This window comes from Glutamicibacter sp. (assembly GCF_035257265.1).
Taxonomy (GTDB): domain Bacteria; phylum Actinomycetota; class Actinomycetes; order Actinomycetales; family Micrococcaceae; genus Glutamicibacter.
Genome location: NZ_DATEXC010000038.1, coordinates 89,208 through 102,307, shown reverse-complemented (window position 1 = coordinate 102,307; position 13,100 = coordinate 89,208). Strand labels below are relative to the sequence as shown.

Genomic DNA, 13,100 nt, shown 5'->3' with positions numbered 1-13,100 from the left:
GCGCATTACCCCAAAAGAATCGGGTAGATCTGATCGGGCAAAGCGTGTGTTCCGGAGATTAACAACAGCCCGGGAAGCCAGAATAATCCCGACAAACCTGATTATTTGCCAATTCTCAGCTAGCTCGGCTAAATCCAAGAAGACTAGGGCCGAAAGGACGGGGAAGAAGTATGACTGTCACTGATTGTCCTCAGGTTATGAACCCAAGTATTTGATACGTGACAGTCAAAGAGACACATCCGAGTTACTCAATGGTAGTCTCCCATTTACTAACTGGTGTGGCGTTGAAAGGATCTCTCATGGATGACACTCAAATAGGCGCTGGCACTGGCGCTGGCGCAATCAACGCACTGAATTGGAAATTGCCTGAGAACCTGCACTGGTCTTTTCAGCATATGGCTGACTTCTTGCCCACCGCCGAAATCCCACGTGGTTCAGCGTCGCCTTCGGAACTGCCCGTTGCGCTTCGCAATTTGGACTTGGTACTAGCACCGTCCAGCCTTCCGGGTGCTCCGCTGGTGACCGTTGGATCGATCATGGCTACGACACATACCGATGCCTGGATGGTCTCGCATCGGGGCACAGTGATCACAGAACAATACTTCGGGCAGATGAATGAAGATTCTTCGCACCTTTTGATGTCGATGAGCAAATCCCTAATTGGTGCCGTTGCCGGTTCCTTATGCGACTCTGGAGTTCTAGATCCCGATGCCCAGATCACGGACTATATCCCCGAACTGGCCGACGCAGGTTATGCCGGCGCGAGGGTGCGCCACTTGCTCGATATGTGTTCAGGAATTGATTTCTCCGAAAATTATTTGGATCCACTCTCAGGGATCCGCCGGATGTCGGAGGCCATCGGTTGGGCACCAACCAGTACGCCTGGACCGACTGGGATGTACCCGTTCCTGAAAACACTTCAACGCAAAACAGCTCACGGCGGAGTATTTGAGTATCGATCCTGCGAGACTGACATGCTCGGCTGGGTGTGTGAAGCCGCATCAGGAACCGCAATGCCACAGCTGATGTCTGAAGTCTTATGGAGCAAGCTGGGTAGCGAAGCTGACGCGACGATATGCATTGATCAGTACGGAACCGGAACTTTCGACGGCGGGATCAATGCCACGCTGCGAGATATGGCCCGATTCGGTGCAGTATTCCTCAATGACGGACTGTCCCTGACTGGAGAACGTGTGCTCTCTGAAGAATGGATTGCACAAACGTTGGAAGGAGCTCCGGATTCACGAGACGCTTTTGCTGCCAGCCCGGGGGACTACCGTATGCCCGGTGGGATGTACCGGAACCAAATGTGGTTTCCATATCCTGGCAATGATGTGGTGCTGTGCATGGGTATCCATGGACAGCTGGTCTACATTAACCGTCCAGCGCAGATGGTTGCCGTGAAACTTTCCAGTTGGCCATTGCCGCAGGACCCGATCAAGCTGTATGCCACATTGGGCGCTTTCGATTCGATTGCTGCTGCCCTAATCGTAGAGATGCAGACCACACCGGACAAAGCATAGAAGTCGCAAGGACTGCGCTCGGTATGTAACCTGGACTATATTGATTTCACCCTGACGGATTGTGCGCCCTGTGTTTAGGAATTCGAACACAAACAGTTGCCAGCTGGATAGCCTGAGCATTTAGATCTCTCGTATTCACAACGATGTTCTGGAAATGAGAACTGAGGGATTACCGAGCAGAACAAGCTACTCGAGATGGCGCTAAAAGTGTGAACTGCTCAATGTAGCTGACTCCAGACACCGACTCGAAAAGTGGATGAGGTTGGGAATCAGCAGGACCGAGAAAAAGCATTATCAATTCCAAGTCTAAAATTGATTTTTTACCTTGAGATGCACCAAGTACCGCCACTTGTCGGTTTAGCGACATATCGTGGTTGGTATGGAGACGCAGCTAGGACAGTCTAAGACTTCAACCATTCACTCATTGGCCCAAGTGAGATCATTTGTGTCCAGGCGCATCGCCTTTACCCGAACAGTGCAATTTCGCGGAGAAATCATTGGAAAAGTAAGAGGCACGGCCGATAAAAGGTGGGTGACACTTATTGACGGAGCTGCTGCTTTAGAAATTGAAGCACCGTCGCACGCGATTCCCAGCAAGCTCCAAGAAGGACAACAGCTAGTAGTCACAGCCAAACCTAACTTTGACGTATGGCGCAGGAACCCGGTATGGAAAGTAATCAGATCCAGCGCCGGTGAGGGGCAACCAGAGGTTCAGGTCCTTCCCGAAATTGGTCCCTTAGAACTTTCCCGACAAAAAGTAGCCGCAGAATTCGGGATTGGACCGAAGCCAATTCGCAATTTAGAAGATATTCGTCCTACAGAAAAAATCGGAAACGTTGTGGTTATCTGTGGCCAGGATGCTCAGGTGCTAGCCGATTTTAAGCGGGGTCTGCACGAAGGCGACAGAAAACTTCGGGTATCGGTCAAGGCTGTCGAAGCGCACATTCAAGGGACCCGAGCTGTTGACGATATCTCCAGCAAGCTAAAAAATCTCAAATCTAGTGATGCCGATGCCGTCATTATTATTCGCGGTGGCGGTTCTTATGCTGATTTCTCGGTCTTCGACGAGCGAGACCTCATCGAAGCCGTAGTTCAATGTCAGGTTCCTGTCGTCACTGCCTTAGGACACAGTGAACATGTTCCATTGGCGGCTAGGGCTGCGACTGCAAATTTCGCCGTGCCGTACGATGCCGGTGCATCGATCCGCAAGGAGAATTCTAAACGCTATTTCGATGGACAACCTTCATACGCAGATCTCAAAATTGAGAACCAAAGACTGAATGAAGAAGAAAAAATATGGCGGGCGCACACAAAAACGAGCGAAGGGTTGCTCGAGAGTCTCAAACGAGACCTAGATTTGGAGCGAATAAAAAACGAAGAGGCACAAGATCAATGCATAATTGCGCAAAAGTCTGCCAATGAACTCCATCAGCAGACTTATCGAGATTGCTTGACGATTGCGCTGCAATCGATCCGTTTGAAGTCAACAATTAATGGATTGTGGTGGAGTCTATGGACAACACTGATCGCTTTCGTCTCCTTCTCCAGCGGCAGTCTTTCTACTGGATCTGCTGTGCTGATCACGGTAATTGCTGCGCTCTGGACGGGACTGACGTTCACCGGAGGATATCGAAGTCGAAGGATTCTCGAGTCACAGACCTGGCGAACATTATCTATGGGCGAGGACTTGCGATGGGTGAGAAGGAGCTTGCAAGGAGCGAGCTCACCTAGAGACCTGCGGTGGGTATTGAAACGAAAAATCGAAATCGAGCATCCCAGATCACGGTAAATACTGCTGGCCGCTGAAGCGCAGAGGGCGTTGACAACACCCGCGAAAATCGCGTGGAACTGCACCTTTTGCCAATTCCCGGTAGGCTTAGAGCAGGACTTGGCCGCTGGCCAAGACCTCAACGATAAAAACACTCCCTTGACCGCGTCACCGTGAGTCCTGACCGCCAGTATCGCGGTCCTCGGTAGTGGCTTTCGCTTTAGCCCATTGATGGCTGAAGCGCGGGTCTCGATCGAAGACCAGATCTGGGTAGGGCGTCACGGATCGCTTGTCAGCTATGGGAGCGATCGAAAGGAGAACCCCCTTAATGGAGGGTCCAGAAATTCAATTCGCCGAAGCACAGATCGACAACGGTCGCTTCGGTACCCGCACCATTCGCTTTGAGACCGGCCGTTTGGCTAAGCAGGCCGCTGGCGCTGCAATGGTTTACATCGACGAAGAGACCGCACTGCTTTCGGCCACCTCGGCCGGTAAGCACCCACGCGAAGGCTTCGACTTCTTCCCACTGACCGTGGACGTTGAAGAGCGGATGTATGCAGCTGGCCGTATTCCGGGCAGCTTCTTCCGCCGCGAAGGCCGCCCATCGACCGAAGCCATCTTGGCTTGCCGTCTGATGGACCGCCCACTGCGCCCGGCATTCGTCAAGGGCCTGCGCAACGAGGTACAGGTTGTTGTGACCGTCCTGGCTATCGATCCAGATGAGCTGTACGACGTTGTCGCAATCAATGCTTCCTCGATGTCTACTCAGCTTTCGGGTCTGCCATTCTCCGGCCCAATCGGTGGCGTTCGCGTTGCCTTGGTTGACGATGGAGAAGGCGCCCAGTGGGTTGCATTCCCTAAGCATAGCCAGCTGAAGAACGCAGTGTTCAACATGGTCGTTGCCGGCCGTGTTGCAGGCGATGACGTAGCCATCATGATGGTTGAAGCCGACGCTACCGACAACGCTTGGGAACTGATCCAGGGCGGCGCTACCGCGCCAACCGAAGAGGTCGTTGCCGAGGGTCTGGAAGCCGCTAAGCCATTCATCAAGGTGCTTTGCGAAGCGCAGGCCGATCTGGCTTCGCGTGCAGCGAAGGAAACCGTTGAGTTCCCAATCTTCCGCGACTACGAAGATGACGCCTACGCAGCGGTTGAAGCAGCAGCTTCCACCCGCCTGGCAGAAATCTACGCCATCGCAGACAAGCAGGATCGCGACAACGCCGCCGGCGAATTCAAGGACGAGATCGTTGCATCGCTGACCGCCGAAGGCTCAGCCTTCGCCGATCGTGCAGGAGAAATCTCCAAGGCTTTCGGTGCCGTAACCAAGCACATCGTGCGCCAGCGCATCCTGACCGAACAGATCCGTATCGACGGCCGTGGCCTGGCTGACATCCGTCAGCTTTCCGCCGAGGTCGAGGTTCTGCCGCGCGTCCACGGTTCGGCAATCTTCGAGCGCGGCGAAACCCAGATCATGGGCGTTACCACCTTGAACATGCTCAAGATGGAACAGCAGATCGACTCGCTGAACCCGGTAACCCGCAAGCGTTACATGCACAACTACAACTTCCCGCCATACTCGACCGGTGAAACCGGCCGTGTGGGCTCACCTAAGCGCCGCGAAATCGGCCACGGTGCCCTGGCAGAACGCGCCATCGTGCCTGTTCTTCCAACGCGTGAAGAATTCCCATACGCAATCCGCCAGGTCTCCGAGGCATTGAGCTCTAACGGCTCGACCTCCATGGGCTCGGTTTGCGCCTCGACCCTGTCGCTGCTGAACGCCGGCGTGCCACTGCGCGCACCGGTTGCCGGTATCGCTATGGGTCTGGTTTCGGACACCGTTGACGGCGAAACCCGCTACGCTGCCCTGACCGATATCCTCGGTGCCGAGGATGCCATGGGCGACATGGACTTCAAGGTGGCTGGTACTCCTGAGTTCATCACCGCGATCCAGCTTGATACCAAGCTTGATGGTATTCCTGCCTCGGTACTGGCCGCAGCGCTGACTCAGGCTCGCGAGGCTCGCCTGCACATCCTGAACGTGGTCAACCAGGCCATCGATACCCCGGATGAGCTGTCCACCTACGCGCCACGCATCATCTCGGTGAAGATCCCGGTTGATAAGATCGGCGAGGTCATCGGTCCGAAGGGCAAGATGATCAACACCATTCAGGAAGACACCGGAGCCGACATCTCGATTGAAGATGACGGCACCGTGCTGATCGGCGCCACCAATGGTGAGTCCGCTGAAGCCGCACGTTCGGCCATCAACGCCATCGCCAACCCTCAGGTTCCTGAGATTGGCGAGCGTTACTTGGGTACCGTAGTGAAGCTGACCACCTTCGGTGCGTTCATCTCGCTGACCCCAGGCAAGGACGGACTGCTGCACATCTCCGAGCTGCGCAAGATCAACGACGGCAAGCGCGTCGATGATGTTGAGGACGTAGTCTCGGTCGGTCAGAAGATCCAGGTTGAAATCACCAAGATCGATGACCGCGGAAAGCTGTCGCTGTCTCCAGTTGTTGAAGAGGACGAGGCTTCGGAAGAAGCAGCAGAGTAATACTCTCCTCTAGTTTGAAAGCCCCGGTTCACATTTGTGAGCCGGGGTTTTCTCATGTCAGGGACTTTGCGCGCGATAAAGAGCGCCAACACGAAAACAGCGGGGAGATGCCTCTGGCTTATGATTTCAAAGTGAGCGTGAAATCAATTTAAGCGACCGGGCGATACCCGTTTCACTGCTTGCCCAAGGTGAGATGTCGCGCGCAGTGGCCGTGGTTCATTCCAATAGTCTTACGCTGAAAAGCCCTCTGGCATGCAGCCATGTCACTGTCTTACGTTGGAAATAGCAACTGTCCGCATAGGATGAGATTGAGCACCATAAATTCTAATCTGCAAATGGAGGACGTCGTTTCAGTGGATGTCGGGGGAATGAAATTGCAACACCAGAATCTGCTGGTGACGCTTTATGGCTTATACGGGCAATCAGCTGCCAGCTCATTCCCTGTCTCCGTCATCGTTGAGATGCTCGGTGCGCTGGGCATTAAGTCCCAAGCCTCACGTTCGACTATTTCTCGATTGAAAAGCCGCGGAGTGCTCATCAACGAGCGCACGGGAAATGAGTCCGTCTATCAACTGTCCGCCGAAATCGTGGACGGCTTCCGCAAGGATGACCAGCGGATCTTTGCCCCTTCGCGCTCCACCTCGGAGGAGTCGCTGATTTTGGCTATTTTCTCGGTGCCCGAAAGCGAGCGGAACCGTCGGTACGAACTTCGCACTGAGCTGGGGAGCATGGGCTTCGGGATGGTCGCAGGAGGTGTGGCCGTTGGGCCGCAAATTGCATTCGAACAGGCCAAGACGCGTCTGGATGCACGCGGTCTATCCGAATACGTTGAGTACTTCCGTGCAGATTACATACCCGCGGCAGATATCCGGGACCGTGTGGCGCAGTGGTGGGACCTACAGGCCTTGGACCAGCAATACACCGACTTCCTTCAGCTCTACGTCGGACGACTGGGCTCATGGCGCGAGAAACTTGCCGCGCCAGCAGGATCTGCCGAGCAGCGCAGCGATCTAGAGCGTGAGGCTTTTGCCTTCTACGTTCCCATGCTGACACGATGGCGGCACTTCCCCTATCGTGATCCGAATCTTCCTTTCGAATACCTTCCCGAAGGGTGGAAGGCGCCGCAGGCTAAGAAGACTTTCCTTGCATTGCATGAGCTGTTGTCCCCGCTGGCAGAGGCGTATGCGACTCAGTTACTGTGCTCGCGCATTAGCTGAGTTCTGATCCATCCAGGCCCGAACCGCATCCCAATGATGCTGCTCCGGAGCGATGATCTCAAAGTGGCCCAACTGGGGATAGAACATCGTCGTGTACAGGGAGCTTTCGCCCAGAGAATGGATGTACCGTTCGGTATGCTCCAGTGGCACCCGGTCGTCATCTCGTCCGTGGACCAATAGCATAGGAACCATCGGGACCGGCTGCCCACATGGCGACGATTGGCGGTAGATGCCGGGAATTTCAACTGGTGAATTCCCGAAATACTCGATGGCCGCCGAGTCCCCGAGGTCTTCTTCAAAGACCTTTGCCACATCGGTGACCGGGGCAAGGCCGACCACGGCATTGGCAAGATCGGCATTAAGCAGAGCCAACTGCCCTCCGACCGAGTGCCCGACCAGTATTACGTGCTGTTCGCGCCCCTGGTCGCGCAGCGTGCTGCGTACCAGCCGAATCGCCGCGGCTACGTCGCTAGAAGGTATGGGCCAGGCATGTTCCGGTCCGCGCCGGTATTCTACATTGGCCACGCTCCAGCCGGCCTGCAGCAGGTCTTTAAGTATGGGCTGCATGACCGCGGCGGTGATCCGCTGCCGCCAGTAGCCCCCGTGGACCAAGACTGCGGTGCCCCGGTAGGACCGGTCCTGAGGGTGCACCAAGGTGACGCTCTGATCTGGATGACCGCCGTAGCTCAATACTTGGCTGCCTTGCTGATTTTGAGTCACGGGGTTTTACCTTTCGCCGACGGGTGGCCGGCAGGATCTCCCTGCCGGCCACCCGGAATTTTCATCTGATACTAGTTCGCGCCAGGAACCGATCCTGGTGGCAGAAAGTTGACGTCGCGCAGTGCCGAGAGTCGGACGACTTCTTCCGGATCGGTCAAATCATGTAGTTCATCGAAAAGCGTGGCGAGCTGACCTGAAGGGCTGACCCAGAAGAGCGATTTGCCCGGTGTCTCGTCCTTATTGAAGTACGCGTGTGGAAGGCCCATCGGCATTCGTACGGTATCGCCAGGACCCGCCTTGAACCATTCGCCGTCCAGATAAAGGGTGTAGGTGCCCTCCATGATGTAGATGTGTTCGTCCTGGGTCGGGTGCACATGAGGCGGTACTCCGGTGCCCGATGGGTCCAGGGACAGCCATGCAAAACTGCTGGAGCTCTCGACCTTGGATAGGTAAGTATGGCCAAGGACGTTCCATGTCTTGTTGCCCATTGACTCGCTTGCCAACGTGATGCCCTTAGGGAGGTCGCCCAAGATGATTTCCTGGCCCTGCTGCTGATCCATGATGTCTCCTTTGTGAGGTTGCGAACTTATGATCTCAGAATGGCATAGATCACATTGAATATGCAATAGGTCTTGCGGTCGCAAAATACGGTGTATATGATTTCTATCACGTCGGCGTCGTTGCCGGACGCTTGACTACCCTCGCAATCCACGCATCGCGGTCGATGGGACCCTTTGCTGCTCACCACGAGTAAGGCATCAATGTGAACACCAATCAGACAACAGGAATGAGCGTCTATACGCTCGGTACCGGAGGCGGCCCTATCGTCTCCAGCTCCCGTGCTGGAACCAGCACGGCGATTCGTGTCGATGGGGCAACCTATGTCATCGACTGTGGAATGGGAAGCATCCGAAACTACCGTTCGCACGCTGACTGGGGCGAGTTGCGCGCGGTGCTGCTGACCCATCACCATTCAGATCACATCTACGACCTCGGCGCCTATCTGGTCACCGGGTGGCAGGTGCCGGGAGAGTCTTTCACCCAGCCCATCCAGGTCTTCGGACCAGGTCGGCCCAACCGCGTCCCCGCTCTGGACCAGAAGCACGAGAAAGATGTCACCGCACGAGTGGGCAATAGAGAGATGGGCAGCACAGAAGAAATCGTAGACGCCTTGCTGGATAAGGTTTTTGCCTCGGATGTGCTCATCCGCATGGCAGACGAAGGCCGTGACGAGCCACATGAGTGGATCCAGGCGCACAATATCCAGATCCCGGAATCCACCGGAGCTTGCGCTGTGGAAAATAGGCACCCGCAGATGGAACCATTCGAGATCTACCGCGACGATCTGGTCACCATCTCGACCATTCTCGTTGACCATCGATTGTGCTTCCCGGCCTTCGCCTATCGGATCGACTCGCGCTACGGTTCTGTCGTGGTTTCGGGGGATACGGCCTACTCCGAGAACTGCATCAAGCTGGCCCAAAGCGCGGATCTGTTGCTCCACGAAGTTATTGATCTTCCGGGGATCCTTCAGACATTCCCTGACGGGCCGACTCGGGATGGCATTGAAGTGCACCTGCGCGAATCGCACACTCCGTACAGCGAAGTGGGCAAGGTCGCGCAGCAAGCCAACGTTTCATCGTTGGTGCTGCACCATATCGTTCCCAACACTCCCGGCACCGCCGACTTGGAGGTCATGCTGAATACCGCACGTAGGGATTTTTCCGGGACCGTTTCCATCGCAGAAGACAATGATGTCTTTGATATTGGCGGAGTAGAGTTGCAACTTGCCGCCACTGAATCCAAGGGGAGCTTGGCATGAGCCATGCACAGAATCTCGCAGACCACACCCTGAGCGCCGCCATCAGAAATGGCAAGATGAACCGGCGGGCTTGGATCGTCACGAGTATGCTCGTTCTTTTTCAAATCGTCAATTTTGCCGACAAGGCAGTATTGGGCCTTGTGGCTGATCCTGCCATGCGCGAGCTGGGCTTGACCGCCGGGCAGTTCGGCTTCATCGGCAGCGCATTTTTCTTCCTCTTCGCCATCGTCGGTGTCGCGGTCGGTTTTCTGGCGGGAAAGGTGTCCACCCGCTGGATCCTGCTGACCATGGGCGTCGCATGGGCCGTCCTGCAGTTCCCGATGCTCTTTGGTGGCGGTGCAGCGGTCTTGCTGGTGACCCGCATTCTCTTAGGTGGTGCTGAAGGTCCGGCCACACCTATTTCTTTGCAGCATGTACATGGATGGTTCAAACCCAAAGAACGCGGACTGCCCAGCAGTATCGTCGCCGCTGGGTCGACCTTGGGACCGATTCTCGCAGCTCCTGCTCTGGCCTGGATTATCGCCAACCCGGCTTTGGGATGGCGTTGGGCCTTCGGCTTCTTGGGCCTCTTCGGGCTGCTCTGGAGCGTGGCATGGCTCATTGTAGGTCGCGATGGTCCGTACAGCCATTCGAAAGCTGGCAAAGCCTTAGCGCAGGAGGAGTCTGAGGCAGCGCAGCGGACCTCGCCGCATTCAGTGACGAATCACGAAGCGCAGTCGGAACCGGTGGAGGAATTCGAGCCCAATGGTACGGGCAGTATCGCCGATTCGGCAGACCTGCTGCAGATCGTCCCGATTCGAAGAGTCCTGGGATCGTGGATGTTCGTTGCCGCGGTATTGGCTGGGGCCGGATGTTTCTGGGCCCAAGGATTCCTCACCACATGGTCTCCGAAATATCTAGGTTCAGTGGTCGCTCTGTCACCGGAAATGATCGGACTAGTTTCGACCTTTCCCTGGGTTGTGGGTGCCATCGCCCTGTTGATTCTGGGCTTCGGCTCGCGCTACCTGATGAAACGCGGAGTTACCGTCCGCTGGGCTCTGGGTGCACTGTTCGGAGCGACTCTTCTGGTCTCCGGCTTGTGCTTCTCGATCCTGCCTTTCCTTTCGGGATACGCTGCGGTCGCGATGCTGACCTTGGGCGCGGGCACCGCGATGATCTACCCGCTTGCACCTACGGCCATCGCTTTCAGCGTCTGCTCCAAGCAGCGAGCTGCAATCATGGCCACCCTGACCGGGCTTGCCTCGATCGGCGGTGTCATCGCTCCGGCCATGGTCGGTGGACTCATGGATCGCGCAGGCTATGTCCCCGGTGCCAAGGGGGTCGCTGATACGGCAGAAATGTCCGCACTGCTCGCCCAAGGCATGAACTCCTCATTCGGGATGATCGGCATCTATCTGGTCATCGTGGGCGTCTTCTGCGTCTTGATGCTCAACCCGGACCGAACAGCGCGCAGGCTGCAAACAAAGTTCACGTTCACCGGTTGATGCGCAAAAACGAATCCTGAGCGCATTCGTTACCTCTGTGCCCGCTGACTCTACTTTGTCAGCGGGCACAGGTAGTGGGGCTTTTGCTTTTTATGCAGGGCACGTCCGGGCGTGCGTCAGGTAGGTAGCCCCCGCTGATCCCGACCAGCGGTAATCAGGTAGCGCGATGACTGCGCAGCCTATTCGGTAACGGGCGTGCGAATAAGTTGGGATGTGACACGGTTGCATATGCGGATCGGACGCAGCAATTAAAACTTGGAAGTGCCACCTCAACTACCTTGGGATTGGGTTCACGATCATGGTGTTGGAAGTGAGGCACCAATGGATAGCGCTTCCTGGCCGGCGATTTGGGCATGTCTTCGAAGCGCAGTAGCAATGGTAACGCCCGGATGGAGCGCTGGGACGCCGGCGCAGCCGTAGACTCAATTGCGTGCAAGCGTCTCCTTGGAAACTTGAGTATCTGGCAGCGCCTCACCGGCTTCATGTGCACGTGCAAACACGGCCTCGGTTTACGCTTGAAGGCGAGTTCCGAGACCGTGCTGGTTTTGCAGCTAAGCGCATTTCCGACTAATCAGTCGGCTGCGAGCTCCCGCTCGATAACCGGCTGCGGGGAGGGATCTTCCTTGATCCTCGGAGGAATCAACGCCACTGCAATGGCCGCTATGGCTCCAATGATGGCGAAGAAGACAAAGTTGAATTCAAAGCTGATTCCCGTCGCTGCGATCCAACCACCGATGATCGGACCAGAGATTGCGCCCACGCGTGCGAAGGACAGCGCCCAGCCGGTCGCGGTGCCGCGCTGAGCCGCAGGGTAGTAATCGGCGATGTAACCGGTGAGCACCAGCGAGGTAGAGATCGAGCCGATGCCTGCGAAGGCCACGAAGCACAAGTTGACGAACATGGTGTTCGGGAACATCAACAGCAGGATGCCGCCGGCGCCGAGCAGGAAGAAGATCACCAAGACTGGCTTCTGGCCGAACCGGTCGGCAAGGTAACCCAGCGCCAGTCCGCCTGCGGCTGAGGCTAAGGAGAACACGAGCAAGAAGGTCAGCGATGAACCCAAATCGTAACCGGCGCTGCGCATAATCTGCGGCAGCCACGTGTTCAATCCGTAGACCAAGACCATGCCGCAGAACAGCGATATCCAAAAGAATATGGTGGAACGAAGATACTTGCCGGAGAACATGGAGCCCATGACTTCACGCCAAGGGATCTTTCCCGCCAGTACTGGCGGTGCCACCGGCCTGTAGTCGGCAACATTGAGGCGTGCGGCCAAGGCCTTCGCTTCGCTGATTTTGCCTTTGGCAACGAGGTACTCAAGGGATTCCGGGAGAATCCATGCCACAAGCGGCAGCAACACGACCGGCAGCACGCCGACTGCGATTACCCAACGCCATCCGAGGATGGGGAGCAGGGTCATAGCGACCAATGCTGCAGCGACAATACCCAATGAATATCCGGAATACATGATTCCGTAATTCAGCGAACGCTTCTTCGGCGGAGAGTATTCGATGGTCAATGCCGCAGCCACGGGAATAATGCCACCCATCCCCAATCCGCCAATCAGTCTGAACAGCCCGAAGATTTCAGGAGTTGGTGCCAAGGCGGCTCCAGCCTGCGTGATGGTGAAGACGACCATGGATAACAGCAACATGCGCTTGCGGCCGATGATGTCGCTGAGAGTGCCGATGAATAGTGCACCGAACAGCATGCCGACGAGGGCGTATGCCCCGAGGCCACCTAGCTCCAGCGGGCTGAGTGACCATTCCTTGTACTCTGCCAACGCAGGAAGTACCGCGCCGAGCACCCCGACGTCGTAGCCTTCCGCCAGAATGGCGAGCCAACAGGCGAACAGCACCATGCCGGTGGTGCGTTTGGGGATTTTCCAATCCGATACCTCGGAAGAAGATGGCATCTTCAAGCTCCTATGTCGTTGATGGGGCGTGTGTTCTCAGGTCCAACTTATGAATCATCTCGTTAAAGTGACGTGCGTTACAATACCTATATAA

At 56.1% G+C, this 13,100-nt stretch carries 9 protein-coding genes; 6 read left to right on the top strand and 3 right to left on the bottom strand.

The annotated features are described in order from the left end of the window. Positions 1-299: 299 nt before the first annotated feature. From VJ369_RS09200 to VJ369_RS09185, 4 genes are all read left to right on the top strand, one after another. Entirely contained in the window at positions 300-1,523 is a 1,224-nt protein-coding gene (locus VJ369_RS09200; protein WP_324091778.1) for a serine hydrolase, read from the top strand. A gap of 532 nt (positions 1,524-2,055) precedes the next feature. Beyond that, positions 2,056-3,312, top strand: a complete 1,257-nt coding sequence (locus VJ369_RS09195) for an exodeoxyribonuclease VII large subunit (protein WP_324091777.1) — start codon at positions 2,056-2,058, stop codon at positions 3,310-3,312. A 307-nt stretch (positions 3,313-3,619) separates the two neighbouring features. Beyond that, complete coding sequence (locus VJ369_RS09190; RefSeq protein WP_324091776.1) at positions 3,620-5,848, top strand: polyribonucleotide nucleotidyltransferase; 2,229 nt, start codon at positions 3,620-3,622, stop codon at positions 5,846-5,848. A 308-nt stretch (positions 5,849-6,156) separates the two neighbouring features. After that, complete coding sequence (locus tag VJ369_RS09185) at positions 6,157-7,065, top strand: PaaX family transcriptional regulator C-terminal domain-containing protein (RefSeq protein WP_324091775.1); 909 nt, start codon at positions 6,157-6,159, stop codon at positions 7,063-7,065. Here the strand turns inward: VJ369_RS09185 and VJ369_RS09180 are convergent. Further along, on the bottom strand, positions 7,042-7,785 hold the full coding sequence (locus VJ369_RS09180) for an alpha/beta hydrolase (RefSeq protein WP_324091774.1): 744 nt from the start codon (positions 7,783-7,785) through the stop codon (positions 7,042-7,044). The two genes, VJ369_RS09185 and VJ369_RS09180, sit on opposite strands and share 24 nt — an antisense overlap. Before the next feature lie 71 nt (positions 7,786-7,856). After that, on the bottom strand, positions 7,857-8,345 hold the full coding sequence (locus VJ369_RS09175; protein ID WP_324091773.1) for a cupin domain-containing protein: 489 nt from the start codon (positions 8,343-8,345) through the stop codon (positions 7,857-7,859). Positions 8,346-8,548: 203 nt separating this feature from the next. Between VJ369_RS09175 and VJ369_RS09170 the strand changes: the two genes are divergently transcribed. Beyond that, positions 8,549-9,607, top strand: a complete 1,059-nt coding sequence (locus VJ369_RS09170) for an MBL fold metallo-hydrolase (RefSeq protein ID WP_324091772.1) — start codon at positions 8,549-8,551, stop codon at positions 9,605-9,607. Beyond that, complete coding sequence (locus VJ369_RS09165; protein ID WP_324091771.1) at positions 9,604-11,091, top strand: MFS transporter; 1,488 nt, start codon at positions 9,604-9,606, stop codon at positions 11,089-11,091. Before VJ369_RS09170 ends, VJ369_RS09165 begins: the two co-directional genes overlap by 4 nt. A 571-nt stretch (positions 11,092-11,662) precedes the next feature. On the opposite strand, the gene VJ369_RS09160 is transcribed toward VJ369_RS09165, so the two are convergent. Next, entirely contained in the window at positions 11,663-13,006 is a 1,344-nt protein-coding gene (locus tag VJ369_RS09160; protein WP_324091770.1) for an aromatic acid/H+ symport family MFS transporter, read from the bottom strand. Positions 13,007-13,100 lie beyond the last annotated feature (94 nt).